We start from the raw sequence: 20885 nt of genomic DNA on the forward strand, positions 1-20885 counted from the left end.
GCTATGAAGTTATCTTGCTGTTTCCTCTAACGCACGAATTGAAGATGTTAAATGATTTGACACGTCAGCAAGGCGATCTTTTGTCAGTTTATCTTCTCCAAGGTAGATAGGTTTTCCAAAGGAGATAACAATAGGACCCTTCGAAAATAGTTCTTTTACATTGGCAGGTCCTTTGTAAACTGCGGGTACAATAGGAACCTTTGCTATGCTCGCTATAGTGACTGCTCCTTTTTTTAAGGGGACGTCTTCCTCTGTTCGCGTGCCACTAGGGAAAATCCCGACGATCTGTCCTTCTTTTGCTAATTTAATAGGTATTTTAATGCTGCTGGGTCCCGGGTTGTTACGATCTACTGGGAATGCGTTGAGTTTTTTTAATACATTACTAGTGAGTATATGATTAAAAAGCTCCTTTTTTGCCATAAAATGAATTTGGTGAGGCAAAACAGCCGCACCAAGCGCTACAACGTCTACCCATCCCTTATGCGAACAAGCGATCACAAAGCCTGTATCCGCTGGCAGATACTCTCTGTTCCTTACGTGAAGCTTCCCTCTTCTTTTTAATAAAAATTTACATACGTGAGCCGCAAGATTATACATAAACATTTCCTCTTCCCTCTATTGTTTGAAAATATATACAAAATTATATCACTTGATATTAATATCTGGTACTAAAAAATAAATGTAACATCTTTTTACACAATAGCTTACCTACTTCTCTATATATTGTAAAAAAGTAGATATTGAAACCTCTGTTTTTGGTCAACTTGACTAATGACATCCCTTAAAAAACATTTTACTATTAATGTATCATCATAAATGTAATATTTATTAACATTACATGTGATATAATTAAAGGAGGTTTTTAGGTGAATAACCAAAATCGACCGTTTCGACTAGCTTCATTGGGATTACAGCACGTACTTGCTATGTATGCGGGTGCCATTCTCGTTCCGCTGATGGTGGGACGCGCCTTGAATTTAAATGCCCATGACTTATCCTATCTTGTGGCCATTGATTTACTAACATGCGGACTAGCTACGCTGCTGCAGGCATGGACGAACAGGTGGTTTGGTATTGGTCTTCCTGTTGTACTTGGAAGTTCATTTGTAGCGGTGACTCCTATGATTGCAATTGGAACTCAATATGGAATTAGTGCTGTTTACGGAGCGATTATTGCCGGTGGTATTTTCATCGTACTGGCAGCAAGTTTTTTAGGCAAAATTATTAAATTTTTCCCTCCCGTTGTCACCGGAACGGTTGTGACGATGATTGGTTTATCCCTTGTACCATCCGCTGTCCGAAATATGGCAGGAGGAGTCGGAAGCAAAGATTTTGGTTCTCTTTCTAATCTTCTTCTTTCTTTTGGTGTTCTAGCGCTTATTTTAATTTTAAATCGATTTTTCAGCGGTTTTCTTCGTTCTCTTTCTGTGTTGATTGGAATTGTAGTTGGAACAATAGCCGCTGTATTAAGGGGAAAAGTTGATTTTACTAATTTTAATGAAGCTTCTTGGCTGCACATTCCCACTCCTTTTTATTTCGGGATGCCTACTTTTGAAATCGGCCCTATTTTAACAATGATTCTCGTATGCTTGGTCATTATCATTGAGTCTACAGGCGTATTTTTAGCGTTAGGAAAGCTGTGTGATCGAGAATTAACAGAAAAAGATTTTACAAAAGGCTACCGTGCAGAAGGAATCGCCATTGTCCTTGGAGGGCTATTTAATGCTTTCCCTTACAATACATTCGCTCAGAATGTAGGACTGGTTCAATTATCGAAAGTAAAAACAAAAAATGTAGTGGTAATAGCCGGCTTCATTCTCGTATTACTGGGGCTTGTTCCGAAAATAGCTGCTTTTACAACCATTATTCCCACCCCTGTTTTAGGAGGAGCAATGGTGGTGTTGTTTGGTTTAGTTATTTCATCAGGCATCAAAATGCTAAGTGCTGTTGATTTGGCCAAACAAGAAAATTTGCTGATTATTGCTTGCTCTCTTTCACTCGGCCTTGGCGTAACGGTAGTACCTGATTTATTCACTCAGCTCCCAAGTGCTTTGCGCGTAATTGTAAGTGATGGAGTTATTACGGGAAGTTTGGCTGCCATTTTATTAAATCTCTTTTTTAACGCATCAATTGAACGAAAAGTACCTTCTGTCTCTTTGGATAAGACAGATTATTCAGAAATAAAATAAAGGTGGTGTAGTATGAATAACGTATCCGTGCAGTATGTAAATCAGCTTAGCAAGCAGCATTTTGTTTCACTAGTTGGTGATATATTTGAACATTCACCTTGGGTTGCTGAAGAGGCTTATTCTAAAGGCCCTTTCTCTTCCGTTGAACAACTTCATGGCATGATGAAAGAAATTGTAGCGCAAGCATCTATAGAAAAACAGCTGAAGCTGCTGCAAGCTCATCCAAATCTAGGTGAAAATATTGCCATGACATCTGCTTCTACTGAAGAACAAACCAAAGCAGGCTTACAAAACTTAACACAAGATGAGTATGAACAGTTTTCTTCTCTTAATGGAACGTATATGGAGAAGTTTCCGTTTCCTTTTATTTTGGCAGTACGAGGTAAACAAAAAGAAGATATCTACGAGGCAATGCAAAGTCGTTTACTAAATACCGAGCAAACGGAGTTTGATACAGCATTAGAAGAAGTATATAAGATTGCTTTCTTTCGCTTAACTGATAAAATCACTGAAGATAAGGAGGCAAAGAAACGAGCATGACTAAAATCACAACGCATATTTTAGATCTTACCCACGGATGTCCGGCTGCTTTTGTCAAAGTTGATTTTTATCATATTCAGTCGGAAAGTAAACGAATAAAAATTTCACACGGTACTACAAATGAAGACGGGAGGTTAGTAACTCCGCTCTTCTCTTCTGAAGAGTTTGAATCAGGAGATTACGAACTTCTGTTTCATATTGGGGAATATTATAAAAAACAAGAAGTCCAAACAACAAATCCGCCCTTTTTAAATCAAGTTTCTGTTCGAGTCGGATTGTCTTCTGAACAAGAACATTATCACGTCCCTTTGCTTGTGTCACCGTGGGGATACCAAATTTATAGAGGAAGTTAAAAAAGAAACGGCGTCTTTAAACGTCGTTTCTTTTTTAGTTTAGCAATTTAGACATATAGTACTCATCAATAAACAAACCGCCAATTCGGAGTGAATGTTTTTTTGTTCCTTCAATTTCGAATCCTACTTTATCATATAAAGAAAGAGCCTTTTCATGCTGTATAGCGACTGTCAGTTCAAGACGATGAATATGGTGTTCTCTCGCCCATTCTTCAAGTGCACCGATTAAAGCCGTCCCAATCCCTTGATTTTGAAACGTCTTTCGAATTCCTAATGTCAAAGAAGCGATGTGAGCGTTTCGGTTAACTTCACCCCCTGTTGCAGCTATATATCCCACAAGCATCTCGCTTTCTTCTGCGACAATAATCGTAGAGTTTGGCTGCTGCTTAAAGATTTCGATGTTTTTCTCCTGTTGATCTGTACTCAGCTTTCGCTCTCCGCTTTCAAACAGCATAAACTTACTTTCTTCTTCAATCTGTTTAAGCAAATCTACAAAGTTTGCAGCATCATGTAATTCTAGTTCTCTAATTTCCATGCTGATCCCCCTTTTTCTGTGTCCCTTTTGTTTGTATATGTATTGGTTCACCTTTATAAAATATAGCTTTACAGTTTCTTACGAAAAATACGAATTTTTAAGAAGTGGAAGTAGAACAAAAAACCTACTAATCTCCTTTTTTTTGAAATGCTTTTTTCCTTTGTATAATTTTAAATCACTTATCAACTTCTGTAAATTTTTTAGGTTTCCTCTTTCGATTTCCATTTATCTTCCTTTTATATAGGTTTGATTTTGATCTAAGGAGACCTTTTATAGAAAACGCATGACTATTATCCTGTTTTTTGTGAAGAAAGAAAGCAATAAATGTAATTTCACTTGTAATCGTTTAGAATAGAAAAAGTGGAAATTTTATGTACCTATCCTCCTTAATTATTGGTCTGTGAAAGGAAATTATTATGAAAGTACAACCCGCAAAATGTGGTGTATATGTCTTAAGCGGTCTAGGAGCTGTTATAGTGTTCTTCTTACTTTTACTTAAGAACAGTGCTTTCTTTCTAGAGGAAGAATACAATCAAAACAAACCTGAAGCTGCGCTTGCGGTCAACGAACATACCTATCACCTTCACAAAGGTTCTATTAACTGGTCAAACGGCCGTTCAACAACAAAAAAAGAAATAAATGTATATGATTTATATACATACATATCGCAGCAAGAAAGTATCCCATTGCAGCAGCAACAATCAGTTAAGCTCCATTTTTCGAACTTAGACGGTGCTTATATTCGTAGTGTGAGTGTGCATATATGGAGAGATAACGGTGAAAAAACCAAGCTGTTTGTCAAAAATAATGAATTTAAGGTTCCTAAAAATCAAGGTTTGTACGTTGTTGATATTGCGATTACCTCTACAAGAGGAACAATGCAATATGCGGCAAATGTGCAAATACAGTAAGTTTTTTATATATTTACGTTTGGTCGAGAAAATCGGATAAGAAAACTCTTGTTGCAAGCAGGAAACGATGTGTGGAATAAAAAAGAAGTATTAGAAATATAGTGAAAGCATTCAAATAAAAGTCCTTAACTCTTTCAGAAAATAATCCCACAAAAAAAGAGAGCGCTAGCGCTCTCTTTTTTATAAAATGAAAAAGACGTCCACGCAGGACGTCTTTGATGCGTTTGTGGCGGGGACCGTGTGACCACATTCACACGTTTAGCTCGAAAGCATGTCCTTCGACTTACACAAATTAGCTCATCGCTTTATTAATATAACATCCGCCACAGAAAAAAGCAATCAATTTTTAAATAGTTTTTTCTATTTATACATATTTCACGAGAATCCACAAAATAATATGCATGCGTAGCTATTCACTCTCTACATTTTCAGTCTATTTTAACTCATGTACGAATATACTAATAGACCAACCTATGCGCAGTTTTTGAAAAAGGATGTGAATAGCTTGTTTCAAATCACTGATTTCCCTGAATTTTCATGGTCGTACTCCAGGCATAAAATGGTCACACAGTGTAAACGAAAGTATGCATATCATTATTATGTCTCACATAACGGATGGCTTGACAGCGCTTCTGCTCAGTCTCAGAGCGCTTATCGTCTAAAAAAGGTTTCCACTTTATCTATGTACGCCGGACAAGCCGTGCGTCAAGTGATTACAGAGGCCATTTCTGACTATACATCTACAAAGCTTGTCCCTAATGAACAGAACTTAACGGAGAAAGCGCAGCAGCTACTAAATAACGCACTGCGTGATTCTACTGACTATGGAGAGCTTTGGTATCATAAGCCTGCTCAGTATAAGATGCTTTTAGAATTCTACGAAAACGGCTATATTTCTAAAAAAGATCTTAAAGACATGCAAAAACGGGTACACATTTGTGTACATCACTTTTTACAAAGTAAATCGTTTTGCGAAATCGTATCTTCACCTTTTTTAGAAGTGGAGCCTCATCAGTCGTTTCGTTCTATAAATGTGTATGATCATAAAGTATATGCGCCTTTTCATTCTCTTTTTAAAAACCCAGTCACAGACGAATTTACGATTGTTGATTGGAAAACAAGTAAACAAACAAAAGATGATTTGTTTCAACTGGCGATATACGCCCTCTACGTGCTAGCCGAATATAATATTTCCGTTGATCAGATAAAAGTCCGAAACGAATACTTGCTTTCAGGCAGTGCGCGTACGTATCAGCTTACTCTTCATGAAATTGAAGCTGTTCTTCAGCAAGTTGATACAAGTATTGATTATATGAAAACTTTTTTGGAAGACTCAGAGGTAAATCAGCCTCTTCCGCTTGAGCATTTCCCTCAAACAGATACGCCTGCCTCCTGTCACGGCTGTGCATTTAAAGAATTGTGCCAAACGGGATAAAAAACAGCTGAAGATGATCTATATTTTTTGCTGAACTTTTTTATTGTCAAAAGAACCTTTGCTAGCATATAATTTGCATTAAGGAAACATTTTATACTTCATATAAAAAAATTAGCTTGGGCTATTTATTGTTCATCAAAGAAAGGAGCACTAGACATGAAAGATCAAAACGGCAGTAAAGCATTATCGGCTATGCAGCTAAGTGCTCAAGACGTATTGTCGGGTAAAACAAAAGGAATTAAGCGATTATTGCCTTTCTTAGGGCCTGCTTTTATCGCAGCGGTTGCTTATATTGACCCAGGTAATTTTGCTACTAACATTGCAGCAGGCTCTCAATACGGATACATGCTGCTTTGGGTTGTATTAATTTCTAACTTAATGGCTGTCTTAATTCAATCGTTATCAGCTAAATTAGGGATTGCAACGGGCTTGAATTTACCCGAGATAGCACAGGAACACTTCCCGTCCTTCGTTTCTTTTGGACTTTGGATCCAAGGAGAATTGGTCATTATGGCGACGGATTTAGCAGAATTTATCGGGGCTGCTCTTGGAATTTATTTATTATTTCATATTCCTTTGTTCCCAGCTGCACTTATCGCAGCGGTAGGCTCTTTTGCTATTTTAGAGTTACAAAGACGAGGTGTTCGACTGCTAGAAGCAGCGATTGCGGCGATGGTTTTTATTGTGGTATTAGCTTTTGGGACTCAAATGTTTCTTGCGCATCCAGACGGTGCAAGTGTTGTCCACGGCTTATTTGTCCCTCAGTTTCACGGGACAGACAGCGTGCTGTTGGCTTCTGGGATTTTAGGTGCTACAGTTATGCCACACGCAATTTATTTGCACTCAGCTCTTACGCAGCGCCGCGTGGTAGGAACTACAGAATCGGAGAAAAAAGCGATTTTCCGCTTTGAATTTATTGATATTGTGATTGCCATGATTATCGCTGGTGCAATTAATGCAAGCATGCTGATTGTCGCAGCCGCTCTATTCTTTAAAAACGGACTAAACGTGCAAGATTTGGACGTGGCTTTTACACAATTTGAACATTTAATTGGTCCCTTTGCAGCTATTGCTTTCGGAGTTGGATTATTATCTTCAGGACTTTCAAGTTCTTCGGTCGGAACAATGTCTGGAGATGTCATCATGCAAGGATTTATTAAACGCAGAATTCCTTTATATCTTCGCCGGCTCATTACAATTATTCCACCGCTTTTGATTATTGGGTTTGGCGTAAATCCAACAAGTGCACTAGTTGTCAGTCAAGTTATTTTATCGTTCGGAATTGCATTTGCGCTCGTTCCTCTTATCATGTTTACAAGCAACAAAAAAATCATGGGCGGATTGGTTAATCATAAAGCTACAACGGCTGTAGCTTGGGTGATAGCAGCATTAGTCATTTGTTTAAATATCTTTTTGATTTACCAAACGTTCGCATAGTAAATAAATCAAACTTTCAAGAAAAAAAAGAGACCCTAAAAAGTTAGATATAGTCTAACAATTGGGTCTCTTTTCTATTATTTTTTATTAAACGATAGTAAAAATGAAGTAGACGAGAGTTCCAATAATGGCCGACAGTACTAAGCAACCCAGTGGATATAAATAAGAATAGTTTTCTTTACGGATTGAAAGAAGGCGATCCACAATAAAAATAAGAATGACGCCCAGCATTCCGAATTCAAACATTAATAACCCAAAAATGGCGTGAAATATGAATGACATGATAAAATCAATTTTTTTACTACGGTCTTTTACAAAAGCACTGACTAATAAATCAACGATCACCGTGCCTAACGTCCCCATTATTAAAAAGAAGGGTGTAAAAAATAAAAGGTATAAAGGAAATAAATCAATGAAATTCGGACTGGTTTTTTTAATAGAAAAATTAGGAATTGATTCTTTTATACCTGGCATAAAACAAAAAAGTAAAGTAAAAAGAAACGCAGCTATAATGGCGGCTGATAGCTTTCTGTTTAAATGCATGTTTATTTTTTTATTACTAAATTCAGTAGTTGTTTTTGTATGTTTATGATTCATATGTCTTTAACGTGATGTACGCACCTTTTCCTTTCTCATAACTTTTTTATTTATATTTTATGTCTATCTTTTGTTACCAGCAGTTACAATGATACACGTTCTTTTTGAACTTGACTACACTAACGCGCTTTATGTCTATTCTCTTTTTCTTTTTGTGTCTATCGTTTGCTCTTTCTATGAGAAACAAGATGGTTTTACAAAAAACGCCTTCTTTTTCTATAAAACAAAAGACAGGCGTTTTTTTCTATATGTAATTAATAATCTTGTTTGGCTTCTTCAAACTTAAACACATCCGCTCGTTCTGATTGCTGTGTAATTAATAGGTTATACGTATGGTTGGACTTTTTTGGAATTTTAAATGCAACATCGAGGTTAAGGGGTTCATCGTCAGATAGTGACGGTGATGAAAAAGCTGTCCACAGGGTGTGCGGGGTTTCTGTCGATAAATTTCCTCCATCAGACGGTTCGTAGGTTTGATAAGTTGCTGTGTCTTGTAATGTAAACGTTGTGTCGTTTAATACTACAGTCAAATGTTCATTAGGTGTTCGCTGAAACTGAACGGATACGACAATGTACTGGGTGTTTACTTGTTTAGCTCCTTTAACAGGATAAAATTGCGCATCCGTTGTGGACACATAATATTGACCGTGTTTTGATCGTTCTCCAAATCCTAATCGATCATCGGTTTCATCTTCTTGAGCTACCCGACTTACAGGGGCCATCGTTTCATCTGTTGCTGAAATGGTGTCTGCTCCCGGGGCATGTTTAGGTTAAGGGGTTTTTGTAAGTGACGTGAGTATCGCCTTGTTTGTCTTCACAAGCGGTGAGACCTGTGAACAAAACAGCCGCTACAAGGCTTCTGGTAACTATTTTCTTCATGTTATTCCTCCAATGACTAGTCTATATACTATGCTAAATGGTATTTATCTGGTAATCAAGGATAAGATTGGTACAATGTGAATGAAATCAGTGAGATTTGGAACGGATATAGGACCTGCAAAGACTGCTGTGCTTATTTTATAATAAAAAAGAGACGATTTCCGCCTCTTTTTTGTTTGTTCGTATTATGAATTTAGTTCATCTAAAATTGAATGCAGTTCACTTAAATGGGTAATTTCATAAGTAGGAATGACTTCATTTCGCTCTTTATCGTGACGATTAATCCATACAGATTTCATTCCAACGCGAGAAGAACCCAGTATATCTGTCATTAAATTATCTCCAACCATAATGGCTTCATCTTTCTTTAAATCCATAAGTGATAAAGCATGGTCGAAAATAGATGGATCAGGTTTACCGCGGCCGAATGCACCTGAAATCACAATCTCATCAAAATATGGAACTAGTTCTGATGTAATATCCAATTTGGTATTTTGTAAGTCAGGTGAACCGTTTGTTAACAGCAGCAGCTTGTACTTTCCTTTTAATTGATCAAGCACTTCAAACGTTTCTTCGTATACAAACGGTGTTTTGCGGCGCTCTAACGGAAAACGCTCAGCTAGCTCTGCTCCAAAAGCATCATCGTGAATTCCTAGAGCACGAAGACCTCGAGTCCAAGCTTCTTTACGATAAGTAGGAACAATATCTTTCATTTTGCGGAATTCATCATGATCGTCTAAAAAATTTCCCCATAATCCTTCAAATGGATTAATGCCAATCATTTGCGTAAACTCATAGGTTTCATACGAAGCATATAATTCTCTTGCTTCCTTACGCACCGCTTCTTCTAGTTCTTCAGGTTTTAAATTATATTTCTCACTTGCATATGTACAGGTTGCAACGAATGCTTCTTTTACGCTTTTTTGGTCCCAAAGTAGCGTGTCATCTAAGTCGAAAAATACCGCTTTAATCATGGATGTGTGTACCCCCTACTGTTTTTGAAAAAGTTTAACTATTCTTACACTAGATTACAAGGATACACACAATAAGTCTAGTGTATTTGCGATTTATTCTGTAAATTTATTTTTATCAAGCGTCCTCTTTACAAACAAATTTACAGAAATAAAAACAGCTGATATAATCACAGCATGTATGTATGCAGGAGGTTTTATATGGAATCGTTAGAAGAAATGTTCGGCATTCCCACCGTTCGTACAAGTAAGCGCTTAAGCAGAGTAGTTGCCGCACGCTTGCGTCCTTTTGGGATTACACCAGAACAGTGGACCGTTTTAAAACGCGTATCAGAAGCTGAATATAGTACGCAGAAACAATTAGCTGAACGAGCGGATAAAGATCAAGCGACGCTGACTAAAATTTTAGATTTACTAGAAAAACAAAATTGGATTCAGCGTATCAGAAATCCAGAAGATCGCCGCTCGTTTTTTATTCAAATAACAGAAGATGGCCTGCGTTTAAAAACAGAAGTAACGCCTGCTGTGGAGCAGGTATTTTTCGAATTAACGTCCGAATTAAACGAGCAGCAGGTGAAAATTTATACCGAAACTTTACAAAAACTTGAATACCGCGCCGAACAATTGCTTCAAGACACAGAAGACCTGCGTTAAATACCCAAAACCCCACAGCTGACATTCTGCGGGGTTTTACACGTAGTTGGCGATGCATAGCACTTCTTTGATTTTTGAAATCACTTGTTTGGTTTCATCTGTTAAAGAGGTGAATTTAAACGCGATGGATTCTGCATTTGGATTAATGAAGGGTTCTTTGTTCGTGTCTTTGCGGTAGTCTTCAATTTGTTCTAAACAATATTTTAAAATAAACGACAAGTTCGCACGTCGAAACCTCAAACTGACGGTAGAAGGCCATCTTTTTTGAAACTGATTGCTTCCCTCATACTGAATCGCTCCGATGTAGCGTTCTCCGGATAAAAAAGATTCTTTGCTTCGATATAGCTGAACGGTTTGGGCTGTTCCGCTCCAGTCAATATAAATACCTGCTGTTTCACAAACTTCGTATATGTAATGAAAAAGCTCCGTTACTTCTCCGAAATGGTAGTGAAGCGGATGTTTAGCCGTCATAGATAGCTCCCTCCTTTATCGACTTTCTACCATTATATTGTAGGAAAAGTAACTTATTCATTTATACAACTTATTTCATACGCATAAGCAGTAAAAATGAAAATATATGTTTTTTAGTTTACATAAAAATATTATAAATAATTAGCGATACCCCGATTTTCGAAACGCGTCGTATACCGTATCTTCTTGAAGTTTTTCAAGATAAACGTTCGTTGTAGCAATAGAAGAATGCCCTACTACTTGCTTCACAACCGCAAGCGGAACGTCATTAGCTAAACTGTTTGTAATAAAGGTATGACGAAACCAATGAGGAGAAATAGACGCGTTTCCTTTTACTTTATAAACAGCTGATTTAATCGTTCGATACAACGTTGTATAGGACAGTCGCTTCTTTTCGCCGATACGATAGTACTCTTTAATGGAGTAAAAAAGCGGTTCGGTGTCAAAAGGACTTAGTTCAGTGCTTTCATTTAACGCTTGCCGGTAAGTGAAAAGCGTTTCTTTCACATCATCAAACACGGGAATCGTTCGTTCTTTTTTTCCTTTACCAATCACATCTACAACCAAATTTCCCCGGCGGTCTTCCCGGAAGCTTCCCCAATTTAAACTCAGCAGTTCACTTGAACGCATTCCACTCATATACAAAAGCATTCCCATTAAGCGATTGCGCGCTTTGAATTCCTTTTCATACTGACGAATGCGCACGACTGATTCTAATGCATTTACAATCACCTGGGCTTCCCGGTCGGTTAGCTCTCGGTACTCGGTGCGATTTTGTTTTTCCTTGTCGCTGTAATGTCCTTTTGCAATAGATGGTTTTTCAATCCACGTTGTATACAGCGAAGGATAAAAATGAGTAGCGTGTCCAAACTCTAGCATTCTTCTAAAAAATTCTAGCTTTCTTGCAGCGGTACGATTGGCATATTGATTCATCATTTCTTCATTAAATAATTTGACTTCCATAAATCCAATCGATTTTAATGTAATCTCTCGTTCGTAGAAAAAAGACAGAATCGTTTTCATGTCTTGATTGTAAGATCTGATCGTATGAGGAGAAAGTGATTTTTTGATAATACGCATTGAAAAAAAGAGCTGAATAAACTCTTCATCTGAAACGTGCTTCAAATTCAAATTGTTATCTTCATCTAACAGCTCTGCCTCTTCCCACTGCTCTTTTAGCTGACGAAACGAATTTTTCACAGGCGACAATTTAAATTCTTCCATTTTACCCCTCCTAATGAATAAAAACAAAGGTACCCCTTTCAAGTGATCCAGAATGGAATATAACGATTTTTTATCAATTCGCAACAAATACCATTAAAAATCTTCAAAAACCTCTCAAAACCTAATTTAAAAAGCCGGTTTTTAAAGATTTTAATAAAAACATCCATTATATGTAAAATTAATTCTATTTTCTGCTTATTTCTCTACTTTATCATATGAACGCTTGATAAGGAAGAGTTATCTTGCGTTAGTTAGGTAAAGGATTTTGATTGTGTTAGACAGCAATGTTTTGGGAACACTAGTAGGAGTTTAAGTAATAATTGGAGGTACCGAATTTGGATAATCAGATTTGGATAATCAGAAAAATAGATTGACGTCATCAGAAATTACAAGTTTATGGGTACAATACATCCAAGACACTATGTCTGTTTGTATTAGTAAATATGTGTTAGCAAAGGTTAAAGATCCTGAGGTTTATTCTCTTTTTGAATTCACTTTAGAACTGGCTGAAAAACATTTGCACGTGCTTAGAGATATTTTTAAAGCTGAAAAATTAGATTTACCGATTGGCTTTACTGATAAAGATGTAAATCTAGATGCTCCCCCTTTGTTTACGGACACCTTTTGGTTAGTGTATATACACGAAATGACCATGCACGGGTTGGCTGGATATAGTATATCTTTTAGTGTTTCAGCACGCAAAGATATACGTGACCATTATTATCAATGCAATATTGATGCGATGGACCTTTATAATAAATCTATTGAAATTCTTATATCGAAAGGTATTTATCAACGATCTCCCTACTTTTCTAAAACAGAAAGAGGTCACTCGATTACAGAATGGGGATATGTTATGGACCTATTCGGAGATAAAAGACAGCTAAATTCAATGGAAGCTGGAAACATTTACTTTAATTTAAAAAAGAGCGTGGCAGCTAAAGCACTTGTGAATGGCTTCAAACAGGTAACGAAAGATAAAGATATCCATAGCTTTATGGAGGAATGTTTGCACACAGCCAGTAAGAATATAAACATTTTTTCTTCCTTACTTCAACAAGAAAACTTGCAGTCTCCACGCTTGATGGATGCTGAAATTACAAATTCTGACGTAGCCCCTTTTTCTGATAAACTAATGGTATTTCATGCGGGATTTTTGTTTCATTTAGCTACTACATATTATGCTGCAGCTATGATAACTAGTATGAGAATAGACGTAGCCGGACATTGTGATGCTTCTATTTTAAGGGATTTAAAAACCATCTCTTCTTTTGGCCGAATAATAATCAAAAAAGGATGGATCGAAAAACTGCCAAGAGCAGATGATCGGAAAGAATTGTCTTAATATCCTGCGAACTTACCTGTAAATAAAAAACATCACGCAGAGCGTGATGTTTTTTAAAGTGATTCAATTTTAGTCAGGTGCAGCTGTTTATTGCTGTAGGAAACGGTATAGGTTCGATAATACTCTTTTTCCTGACTTTGACCGTTCGTTGTAATTGAAATGACTTCTTTCGTTTGGATTGTATAGACCGCTTCGTTCTCTTCTTCACTCACAGATTCCACGTCTAATACCGAATAATCAACGAGTTCTTCTCGAATATCTCTTTCGTACAGCATTTTCACAAGCTGCTTTTGATCATTCCACAAAACACTATCCCGCTGGATATAAGGCTGGACGTGTTCAAATTTATTCGTGTTAATGGACTTTGTTAAATCTCGCAAATAATGTTCAATGAAAATATCCGCTGTTTCTTGATCAACTTTTTGGATGTTTTTTAAATTAAAATCTTTTTCTTCCTTCTCTTCTTTTTCTTTTTCACCTTCTTTAAAATCGTCGATTCGCTGAGAACTGTTTTTGCTGATGGCATACGTTTTATTATTCTCTTTGAAAACCAAGATTTCTTCCTTTTCGCCTTTTTCATTTGTGCGGGTAGATTCACCTTGATATGAAATATCACTAGAAGGATTAATTGACTTTACGTATTTGATATATTCATCGGCCGTAATGTTGAGGTATTTTTGATGATAGGTAACTTCATCCCATTCGTTTAATTTCCAGTGCTTATTAACGTATTTAAAATTCATGTAAATGGTCAGTCCGCCGCTTCCTTCTTTACTAATTGGCTCAATAGCCGAGACCGAAAATTGCCCAGCGTGATTGTTAATAAGTTCAAATCGAATCAGATGAGTTACATCAGGAAAAAAGCTCATATTGCATTCTTTGCAGTAATAATTAGTAGAAATACTTTTTAGCTTTGTTGCAATTAAAGATGAAGTTGCGTATGGCGTTAACGCTTTTTTTAGCGTTTCATAATCAGCAGGGTTAGATTCATTTTCCCATTCGTACTCTTCGCCTAATTCTTTATAGGTACTTGAAATTTTGTTCATCGTCTCAACCGCAGTTTTTTCTGCTTTTTTTTCTGATACAAGATCAGGCGGAAGAGATGACTTAGCTTGATCTTTTGGGATCACTTCATCTGAGGAAGGTTCGGTTGGTTTGGATAACTTAACTGTTTCTTTTTCTTCACAGGCTGTCAAAACCATTAGCAGCAGTAGAACGAATGCAATCGTCCATTTTTTATGCATAAGGTGTCCTCCTCAATGCCGAATTTAGTCTGTTTTTAAAATAATCTTTAATTCTCAAACGTATCGAGCACGTAATCACCGCTTGGAATTCCCCACTTTGCCTTTTTATTTTGATCTGTTTTAGCAAGTAATGAAATGGAATTTTCTTTGAGCGTAATGACAATGGTTCCTTTATTTCCTTGTCCATCATTTTCATATTCAATGGCTGCTTGGTTATTTTCAAAGCGAATATTTTTTTGTTCAACGGTTGACACGCGGATTTTGCTAGGTGGCTGGTACGAATTTATTTTAATCGTTGCTTCCGAGTTTGATGTAGCAAGAAATTGAATGATAGGAGATCCGTTATCATTGCCAGTGGTCCATTTTCCATCGTAGTCGTGTAAATCTGTTGTTTGTGTAGTGGGAGTTTCAGTGCTTGCATTTGGTTTAGATGAAAAGTCAAATGGTTCTACATTCGATAACTTTAACGTATCGTTTTGATAAACGGCTGTATAAAGGCGGTCACAAATTTTAGTATAAGGATCTTTACCCGGCTGTTTTAATAAACTTTCCTCGTGGGTTTGTATTTTGAACACATGGTTAGGTTCTTCATACCAATTGACAATATGAAACGTTTGCTTCTTCTGCTCGATGCCTTGGCGTGTGAAATTTTCAACAAGAAGGTTTTGCTCTTTATAAAAAGAACTGTCCGCTTTCAAAAAAGGTTTTAAATCATCAAAAGAGTTTTGATCCGCTGCCTTTCCAAACGCTGAAAAGTAATCAGTCATCCAGGCTGTAATAAATTTCCCGCTCATTGCTTCTTTATTTAAATCAATCGATTGAATGCTTTCTACCTGTGTTTTTGGTTCGTTTAGTACTTTTTTTGCATCTTTTTCTACTATCATTGTATTTCCGTCTTTTAATGTTTCTTCTTGCTGACAGGCTGATAACAGAATAGATGAAACAACCGTGATAATGATTGTATTACGTTTGTTCATCATAATTGCCCCTTCTTTATCTAATATAAATGTATGTATATTCTTCCAACAAACAGACCTAGTATATCATTCTACAAAAAAACGCTCAACCCTTTAATTTCGCAAGAAAAACGGCTTGCCTTTACAGCGAGCCGTTTTCCTTCCTATTTAATGGATGCTTCTTGATATGAATTGGCTGCTTCTTTTTTGAGCTGTCTAGAGCCATAAAAGACATAGTAAATAATTGAAAGAAGGAAAATTCCAAGAATCACATAAATTAAAGGTAGAGAAACGCCAAACAGCATTAAATTTGTTGTAAGAACACTGTATTTTATGATGCTGTACAAGCACAGAATCCCTAATACTAAGGCAGTGCTTGGCACGACCGGGTAGTTCACTTTAAAAGGACGGGACAGGTTAGGTTCTTTTTTACGTAAAATGAAAAGAGAAACTAAACTGATGCAGTACATCATCATTGCTCCGAACACGGATAAGATAATAAGTGCATTGGCAAACGTTGCAGATCCTGCACAAATCACGCCGATTGCTCCCGGAATCAACAAACCGCCGACAGGAACTCCTTTTTTATTCGTTTTAGCAAGAAATTTAGGGAAGTAACCATCTCGTGCAAGCGCATAGGTTTGTCTTGAAAATCCCATGATGATTCCATTTAAGCTAGCAATCAAGCCGAATAGCCCGATAATAGCAACAACGGTTGAAATGCCGTTTCCGTATACAGAAGACAGCGCCTGCGGAAGTGGATAATCGGCTAGCTTCCCGCTTCCTCCGCCAAGTCCTGCTGTTACAAATAGTGTAAACAACGTTGCGGTTGCTAGAGTAATAATCGCTCCAATAAATCCTTTAGGAATGTTTTTCTTAGGATTTTCCACTTCTTCCGCTGCCATTGCTCCACCTTCTATTGCCAGATAGAACCAAACAGCGAATGGAATAGCTGCTAGTACCCCTGTTGGCCCGTTAATAAATGAATGATCATTAAAAATATTTGATGTTTGTACATGAGGCAAACCAGCTACATAAAAAATAGATAAACCAATTAGTGCAACAATGGTAGCTGTAAGCTCAATCACCGCTACTTCTTTTACCCCGATTAAATTTAATAAAACAAAGAAAATAAAGGCACCTACCGTTGCGTATACAGGGTTAACGGCTGGAATGAGAAAATGCAGGTATGCTCCTGTTGACACTGCAATAGCAGGAGGAGCAAAAATAAATTCAAGCAAGCAGGCAATTCCTGCGATATATCCCCCAAAAGGTCCAAGTGCTCTTCTTGCATAAGCTGAAGGTCCACCGGCTTGCGGGATAGATGTTGAAAGCTCTGCATAACTGAACATAAACGTTGTGTAAAACACAGTTACAATTAAGGTTGCAATTGCAAGCCCAATAATCCCGCCTTGTTCAAACCCGTAATTCCACCCAAAGTATTGTCCTGAAATAACCATGCCCACTGAAATAGCCCATAAATGAATAGGTTTCAATTGTTTTTGTAACGCCATACGTTCTCCTCCTTTTGATGTTTAGACAATAAGATGTACACCGCTTGTTTGCTGCTTAATCATTTTGTCAATCATGGTACCGATATGTGCGGCTGCCTCAATAGGAGGCGTCCCTCTTTTATGAATATTAGAAATAACCATACGATCAGACTCTTTTTTGCCTTTGCTAGGTTCATAGCACATGTAAGCACTCATGGATTCAGCACTGACCAGTCCAGGTCGCTCTCCAATCAATAGCACAAGTGCTTTTGGCTTTATGATCTCGCCAACTTCATCCATACACGCAACCCGTCCCCCTTTCACAAAAAATGAAGTCCCGATATGAAGTCCATATGACTGCAGGGAGTCAATTAAAGCTGGATACACGTCGCTTATGTTTTCTTCGATTGCCTTGGCGCTCAGTCCATCTGAGACTACTACTTGTACATCAGGCTGCCGCACGCAGTTTTTGAAAATTTCTTTCTTAGCGTTATCTGCTAATAACCTTCCTTGATCCGGTCGTTTTAAATAATGTTCTTTTGACTCCACGCGTGTATTCACAGAGAAAAGGTTAAACTCGGCTAAAATATCTTCTGAAACTACTCCATATACAGAGTCTACGGCTGCAGCATGATCCGTGCGAAAAGATAAAACGTCTTTTGTTAGCGGCCTTGTTCCTGTACGGCCGACACCTATGCGGGCAGGGGTAAATTGTTTAAGTGTTTCAAGCTGATCGCGATTTGACTTTGGTATCATAGTAAGCACCTTCCTTAAATCAAATTCATAAAAATAGTTGGGTCTCCGGCTCTAGATGTAAAGCGCCCGTTGTCCATAATGCGCTGATCTTCAAGCCACTTTTGAAATAACGGCGTTGGGGTACGGCCTAACACATTACGTACTGTTGCAATGTCATGATAACTAAGAGACTGGTAGTTTAGCATGCAGTCATCAGCCATGGGCACTCCTATGACAAAGTTCACTCCAGCTGTTCCCAGAAGCATACTTAAATTATCCATATCATTTTGATCAGCATCCATGTGGTTGGTGTAACATACGTCTACTCCCATAGGCAGGCCGTGCATTTTACCCATGAAATGATCTTCTAACCCAGCTCGTAGAACTTGTTTGCTGTTATATAAGTATTCAGGTCCAATAAATCCAACAACTGTATTAACTAAGAAAGGCTTGTAGTGACGAGCTAAGCCGTAGCATCTAGCTTCGAGCGTTAATTGATCAATGTTATAGTGAGCTTCTGCTGACAGTTCAGAACCTTGTCCTGTTTCAAAATACCAGCGGTTTGGACCTTTTGCCGTTCCTTTTTCATGAATTAGCGCTGTCGCTTCATCAAGCATAGACAGTGAAATTCCAAATGAATCATTACCAGCTTCTGTACCTGCTAAACTTTGAAAAATCAAGTCTGCTGATGCTCCTTTTTCAATTGCTCTTATTTGACTCGTTACGTGTGATAATACACAGTTTTGAGTAGGAATTGACCATTCGTTGATTATATTTTTTGTTTCATTTAAAAGCGCGTAAATATTATCCGTTGTATCAATAACAGGGTTAATTCCGATAACCGCATCTCCAATTCCATAGCTTAACGCTTCGTATAGAGATGCTCTCATTCCCTTTAAGTTATCTGAAGGATGATTAGGCTGGGCCCGAGAAGCCAATACTCCTTTTTGGCCGATAGTCGTTTGACAAGTAGTTTGCACTTCTATCTTGGCAGCTCCTTGAATTAAATCTAAATTGGACATAATTTTAGTAGCTGCCGCAATCATTTCGCTGCTTAATCCTTTGCTAAGTGCAAGAAGGTCTTCTCCGCTATGCTGATCGGATAAAAGGTATTCTCTTAAATCCCCTACTGTCCAATTTTTAATAATGTCGTAAACAGAGGAATCAATCTGACTTTCGATTAATGCCGAGACGTTGTCTTCATCTGCGCTGAGCAGCGGGTAATTTCGAATATCAGCAAGTGTGATATCAGCTAGAACTTGCTTTGCTGCCATTCGTTCTTTCATTGACTCAGCGCTAACTCCTGCGAGCTGATCTCCAGAACGCTCTTCGTTTGCTTTGGCCATGATTTCTTTTAAGCTATAAAATGAAAATGTTTCTCCTAACATTCGTGTAGTTTTAAACATCGTTTCCTCCTTGTGTGTTCAGCTGATTATGATGAAAAAGCGAGCGTTTTAACGGAAACGGAGATCGCTTCTCCGGCTACTGGTAACCCTAGATCGATGTAATCTCCGTGTGTAAAATCAATTTGATCTAAACAAATAATTTCTAACTCTTTCCTCTGTTTAGCTAGTGCTTGTCCTAAAGCTTTTGCAATATCTTGTTCGCATAGAACAACGAGGCACTTAGCTCCCTTAAAACAAGCAATAAATTCATCGCTTATTATTTTTGCTAATTCTTGAAGCATCTTATAGCTGCAGTAAGGAAAATGAGATAAAGCAATAGCAGCAGGGGGGTCTTCTGCCCTGAAAAGAGTTGAAGCCTGCATACATGCCGCTCGAACTCTTTCTTGAAACAGCTGCGGATTCCACGTCTCTTCTTGCTGAACGGGTATCTCTACAATCGGGATATTTTTTAACGGCAGCCGCTTCGACCCAATATATACGGTTGATCCGCTAACTTCTGTATTTTGCATACCAGCCCCAATTACAGTAGCGCGCGTTGTCTCAGCGGATTGAGATACTTGGATGGATTGAAAATGATATGCTAGAAGCGGACCAACGTCTCCGTGTATGGCCACTTCCCTCACTGTTTTCGGCTTTTGCTTCTCCATCATTGCTCCTACCCCTCCTGAAATCATAATTGTTTCTGGTTGGATAGAAGATCTTGTATGAGGAGAAACGAGCAGCGAAGAGGTTTGAATTAGTGCTCTTACATAATTCACGGTTTCTTCAGCTAGTAATTGACAGATAGACGAGAGTTTTTCAAATGTTGCTTTTTCACCTTCTCGCAGTGTTAAAGAATTATTTTTTAAAAATTCAGTTAAATAAGGTGAAACGTAGGTAACAAAGCCGTCTGAATTCAGCCGAATTAATCTTCCACCTACATGCAGCGTAAACGTTTCGATCACTTTTCCGTTTTGACATAAAGTGATGTTAGCGGTGCCTCCTCCTACATCAATATTGGCAATTACTGCATTTGTTTCAGCGGAATGTTGGATTGCTCCTGATCCTTTTGCCGCCAATATTCCTTCCAAGTCAGCACCGGCTGTTGCAACAACAAAATCTCCAGCATGTTCGGCTAGATAGTGAACGATACTTTCTGCATTTTGCTTTCTGGCCGTTTCTCCTGTGATGATCACAGCACCTGCCTCCACTTGATCTAAGGAGATTCCTGCGTTCTTATACTCTTGTTCTAGTAGTACCGTTAATCTTTGAACATCGATTTCAACATCGTTTAGCATAGGGGTTGTATAGATAGAACTTACATACGTTACGCGACGATCAATAATTTGACAGCCTGGCAGCGTAAATTGATTTTGTTGATTTGCTATTAACAGCTTGCTTACAATCAATTTTGTTGTGCTTGTTCCAATATCTAAACCTATGCTCGTTATCCATTTCTGTAGCATGCTATCAATCCCTTATCTCGTTTGAATATGGTGATTATCATAAAACAGTTTTTTGAATATTTCAC

At 37.8% G+C, this 20885-nt stretch carries 21 protein-coding genes; 8 read left to right on the top strand and 13 right to left on the bottom strand.

Annotation, left to right across the window (positions count from 1 at the left end; all coding sequences use genetic code 11):
- Positions 1 to 9: 9 nt before the first annotated feature.
- Positions 10 to 597, bottom strand: coding sequence for a lysophospholipid acyltransferase family protein (locus ACFX4G_RS18330; RefSeq protein WP_377576352.1), 588 nt, complete (start codon positions 595 to 597; stop codon positions 10 to 12).
- A gap of 269 nt (positions 598 to 866) precedes the next feature.
- Between ACFX4G_RS18330 and ACFX4G_RS18335 the strand changes: the two genes are divergently transcribed.
- From ACFX4G_RS18335 to uraH, 3 genes are read left to right on the top strand one after another with little or no spacing between them, the layout of a single operon-like run.
- Entirely contained in the window at positions 867 to 2189 is a 1323-nt protein-coding gene (locus tag ACFX4G_RS18335; RefSeq protein ID WP_097823298.1) for a nucleobase:cation symporter-2 family protein, read from the top strand.
- A 12-nt stretch (positions 2190 to 2201) separates the two neighbouring features.
- A complete protein-coding gene (gene uraD, locus ACFX4G_RS18340; protein ID WP_097823297.1) occupies positions 2202 to 2729 on the top strand; it encodes a 2-oxo-4-hydroxy-4-carboxy-5-ureidoimidazoline decarboxylase in 528 nt (175 codons plus the stop codon).
- Positions 2726 to 3082: a hydroxyisourate hydrolase gene (uraH, locus tag ACFX4G_RS18345; RefSeq protein WP_028408377.1), complete on the top strand. Its 357-nt coding sequence runs from the start codon at positions 2726 to 2728 to the stop codon at positions 3080 to 3082. The genes uraD and uraH overlap by 4 nt, the downstream gene beginning before the upstream one ends.
- A 34-nt stretch (positions 3083 to 3116) precedes the next feature.
- On the opposite strand, the gene ACFX4G_RS18350 is transcribed toward uraH, so the two are convergent.
- Positions 3117 to 3617, bottom strand: a complete 501-nt coding sequence (locus ACFX4G_RS18350) for a GNAT family N-acetyltransferase (RefSeq protein WP_377576048.1) — start codon at positions 3615 to 3617, stop codon at positions 3117 to 3119.
- 416 nt (positions 3618 to 4033) lie between these two features.
- On the opposite strand from ACFX4G_RS18350, the gene ACFX4G_RS18355 reads away from it, so the two are divergent.
- From ACFX4G_RS18355 to ACFX4G_RS18365, 3 genes are all read left to right on the top strand, one after another.
- Positions 4034 to 4528: a hypothetical protein gene (locus ACFX4G_RS18355; RefSeq protein ID WP_097823296.1), complete on the top strand. Its 495-nt coding sequence runs from the start codon at positions 4034 to 4036 to the stop codon at positions 4526 to 4528.
- Between the two features lie 496 nt (positions 4529 to 5024).
- Positions 5025 to 5963 (top strand): PD-(D/E)XK nuclease family protein, encoded by a 939-nt coding sequence (locus ACFX4G_RS18360; protein WP_377576355.1) that lies wholly within the window; start codon positions 5025 to 5027, stop codon positions 5961 to 5963.
- Between the two features lie 156 nt (positions 5964 to 6119).
- Positions 6120 to 7400: an Nramp family divalent metal transporter gene (locus ACFX4G_RS18365; protein WP_377576052.1), complete on the top strand. Its 1281-nt coding sequence runs from the start codon at positions 6120 to 6122 to the stop codon at positions 7398 to 7400.
- Positions 7401 to 7487: 87 nt separating this feature from the next.
- Here ACFX4G_RS18365 and ACFX4G_RS18370 read toward each other — a convergent pair whose 3' ends face one another.
- The 3 genes from ACFX4G_RS18370 to ACFX4G_RS18380 form a co-directional block, all read right to left on the bottom strand.
- The gene (locus ACFX4G_RS18370) at positions 7488 to 7745 is read right to left on the bottom strand and encodes a hypothetical protein (protein WP_230184132.1); all 258 of its coding nucleotides are present in this window, start codon (positions 7743 to 7745) and stop codon (positions 7488 to 7490) included.
- A 506-nt stretch (positions 7746 to 8251) separates the two neighbouring features.
- Positions 8252 to 8719, bottom strand: a complete 468-nt coding sequence (locus tag ACFX4G_RS18375; protein ID WP_377576056.1) for a hypothetical protein — start codon at positions 8717 to 8719, stop codon at positions 8252 to 8254.
- A gap of 342 nt (positions 8720 to 9061) precedes the next feature.
- Positions 9062 to 9850, bottom strand: a complete 789-nt coding sequence (locus tag ACFX4G_RS18380; protein ID WP_013057222.1) for an HAD family hydrolase — start codon at positions 9848 to 9850, stop codon at positions 9062 to 9064.
- A gap of 198 nt (positions 9851 to 10048) precedes the next feature.
- Here ACFX4G_RS18380 and ACFX4G_RS18385 point away from each other — a divergent pair, with 198 nt between their 5' ends.
- On the top strand, positions 10049 to 10501 hold the full coding sequence (locus ACFX4G_RS18385; protein ID WP_013083345.1) for a MarR family winged helix-turn-helix transcriptional regulator: 453 nt from the start codon (positions 10049 to 10051) through the stop codon (positions 10499 to 10501).
- A gap of 36 nt (positions 10502 to 10537) precedes the next feature.
- On the opposite strand, the gene ACFX4G_RS18390 is transcribed toward ACFX4G_RS18385, so the two are convergent.
- On the bottom strand, positions 10538 to 10972 hold the full coding sequence (locus tag ACFX4G_RS18390; RefSeq protein ID WP_013083346.1) for a hypothetical protein: 435 nt from the start codon (positions 10970 to 10972) through the stop codon (positions 10538 to 10540).
- A gap of 141 nt (positions 10973 to 11113) precedes the next feature.
- Positions 11114 to 12196: a tyrosine-type recombinase/integrase gene (locus ACFX4G_RS18395; RefSeq protein WP_377576060.1), complete on the bottom strand. Its 1083-nt coding sequence runs from the start codon at positions 12194 to 12196 to the stop codon at positions 11114 to 11116.
- 349 nt (positions 12197 to 12545) lie between these two features.
- On the opposite strand from ACFX4G_RS18395, the gene ACFX4G_RS18400 reads away from it, so the two are divergent.
- Positions 12546 to 13541 (top strand): DUF3231 family protein, encoded by a 996-nt coding sequence (locus ACFX4G_RS18400; RefSeq protein WP_377576063.1) that lies wholly within the window; start codon positions 12546 to 12548, stop codon positions 13539 to 13541.
- 53 nt (positions 13542 to 13594) lie between these two features.
- Here the strand turns inward: ACFX4G_RS18400 and ACFX4G_RS18405 are convergent, their stop codons facing one another.
- From ACFX4G_RS18405 to ACFX4G_RS18430, 6 genes are all read right to left on the bottom strand, one after another.
- Positions 13595 to 14785, bottom strand: coding sequence for a TcaA NTF2-like domain-containing protein (locus ACFX4G_RS18405; protein ID WP_043982806.1), 1191 nt, complete (start codon positions 14783 to 14785; stop codon positions 13595 to 13597).
- A 47-nt stretch (positions 14786 to 14832) separates the two neighbouring features.
- Positions 14833 to 15762, bottom strand: coding sequence for a TcaA NTF2-like domain-containing protein (locus ACFX4G_RS18410; protein WP_377576066.1), 930 nt, complete (start codon positions 15760 to 15762; stop codon positions 14833 to 14835).
- 143 nt (positions 15763 to 15905) lie between these two features.
- A complete protein-coding gene (gene eat, locus ACFX4G_RS18415) occupies positions 15906 to 17255 on the bottom strand; it encodes an ethanolamine permease (protein ID WP_377576069.1) in 1350 nt (449 codons plus the stop codon).
- A 21-nt stretch (positions 17256 to 17276) separates the two neighbouring features.
- The gene (gene eutC / locus ACFX4G_RS18420) at positions 17277 to 17990 is read right to left on the bottom strand and encodes an ethanolamine ammonia-lyase subunit EutC (protein ID WP_377576072.1); all 714 of its coding nucleotides are present in this window, start codon (positions 17988 to 17990) and stop codon (positions 17277 to 17279) included.
- Positions 17991 to 18004: 14 nt separating this feature from the next.
- Positions 18005 to 19375, bottom strand: coding sequence for an ethanolamine ammonia-lyase subunit EutB (locus ACFX4G_RS18425; protein WP_377576075.1), 1371 nt, complete (start codon positions 19373 to 19375; stop codon positions 18005 to 18007).
- A 26-nt stretch (positions 19376 to 19401) separates the two neighbouring features.
- Entirely contained in the window at positions 19402 to 20820 is a 1419-nt protein-coding gene (locus ACFX4G_RS18430) for an ethanolamine ammonia-lyase reactivating factor EutA (protein ID WP_377576078.1), read from the bottom strand.
- Positions 20821 to 20885: the final 65 nt, after the last annotated feature.

Source organism: Priestia sp. YIM B13486 (assembly GCF_042787865.1).
In the GTDB taxonomy this organism is placed as follows: domain Bacteria; phylum Bacillota; class Bacilli; order Bacillales; family Bacillaceae_H; genus Priestia; species Priestia megaterium.

What these genes read in the sequence shown, in the direction of transcription:
- ACFX4G_RS18410 (WP_377576066.1), bottom strand. Translation starts at nt 15,762, where the DNA reads ATGAACAAACGTAATACAATCATTATCACGGTTGTTTCATCTATTCTG.
- ACFX4G_RS18425 (WP_377576075.1), bottom strand. Translation starts at nt 19,375, where the DNA reads ATGTTTAAAACTACACGAATGTTAGGAGAAACATTTTCATTTTATAGC.
- ACFX4G_RS18395 (WP_377576060.1), bottom strand. Translation starts at nt 12,196, where the DNA reads ATGGAAGAATTTAAATTGTCGCCTGTGAAAAATTCGTTTCGTCAGCTA.
- uraH (WP_028408377.1), top strand. Translation starts at nt 2,726, where the DNA reads ATGACTAAAATCACAACGCATATTTTAGATCTTACCCACGGATGTCCG.
- ACFX4G_RS18375 (WP_377576056.1), bottom strand. Translation starts at nt 8,719, where the DNA reads ATGGCCCCTGTAAGTCGGGTAGCTCAAGAAGATGAAACCGATGATCGA.
- ACFX4G_RS18330 (WP_377576352.1), bottom strand. Translation starts at nt 597, where the DNA reads ATGTATAATCTTGCGGCTCACGTATGTAAATTTTTATTAAAAAGAAGA.
- eat (WP_377576069.1), bottom strand. Translation starts at nt 17,255, where the DNA reads ATGGCGTTACAAAAACAATTGAAACCTATTCATTTATGGGCTATTTCA.
- ACFX4G_RS18405 (WP_043982806.1), bottom strand. Translation starts at nt 14,785, where the DNA reads ATGCATAAAAAATGGACGATTGCATTCGTTCTACTGCTGCTAATGGTT.
- ACFX4G_RS18430 (WP_377576078.1), bottom strand. Translation starts at nt 20,820, where the DNA reads ATGCTACAGAAATGGATAACGAGCATAGGTTTAGATATTGGAACAAGC.
- uraD (WP_097823297.1), top strand. Translation starts at nt 2,202, where the DNA reads ATGAATAACGTATCCGTGCAGTATGTAAATCAGCTTAGCAAGCAGCAT.
- eutC (WP_377576072.1), bottom strand. Translation starts at nt 17,990, where the DNA reads ATGATACCAAAGTCAAATCGCGATCAGCTTGAAACACTTAAACAATTT.
- ACFX4G_RS18365 (WP_377576052.1), top strand. Translation starts at nt 6,120, where the DNA reads ATGAAAGATCAAAACGGCAGTAAAGCATTATCGGCTATGCAGCTAAGT.
- ACFX4G_RS18350 (WP_377576048.1), bottom strand. Translation starts at nt 3,617, where the DNA reads ATGGAAATTAGAGAACTAGAATTACATGATGCTGCAAACTTTGTAGAT.
- ACFX4G_RS18390 (WP_013083346.1), bottom strand. Translation starts at nt 10,972, where the DNA reads ATGACGGCTAAACATCCGCTTCACTACCATTTCGGAGAAGTAACGGAG.
- ACFX4G_RS18355 (WP_097823296.1), top strand. Translation starts at nt 4,034, where the DNA reads ATGAAAGTACAACCCGCAAAATGTGGTGTATATGTCTTAAGCGGTCTA.
- ACFX4G_RS18385 (WP_013083345.1), top strand. Translation starts at nt 10,049, where the DNA reads ATGGAATCGTTAGAAGAAATGTTCGGCATTCCCACCGTTCGTACAAGT.
- ACFX4G_RS18380 (WP_013057222.1), bottom strand. Translation starts at nt 9,850, where the DNA reads ATGATTAAAGCGGTATTTTTCGACTTAGATGACACGCTACTTTGGGAC.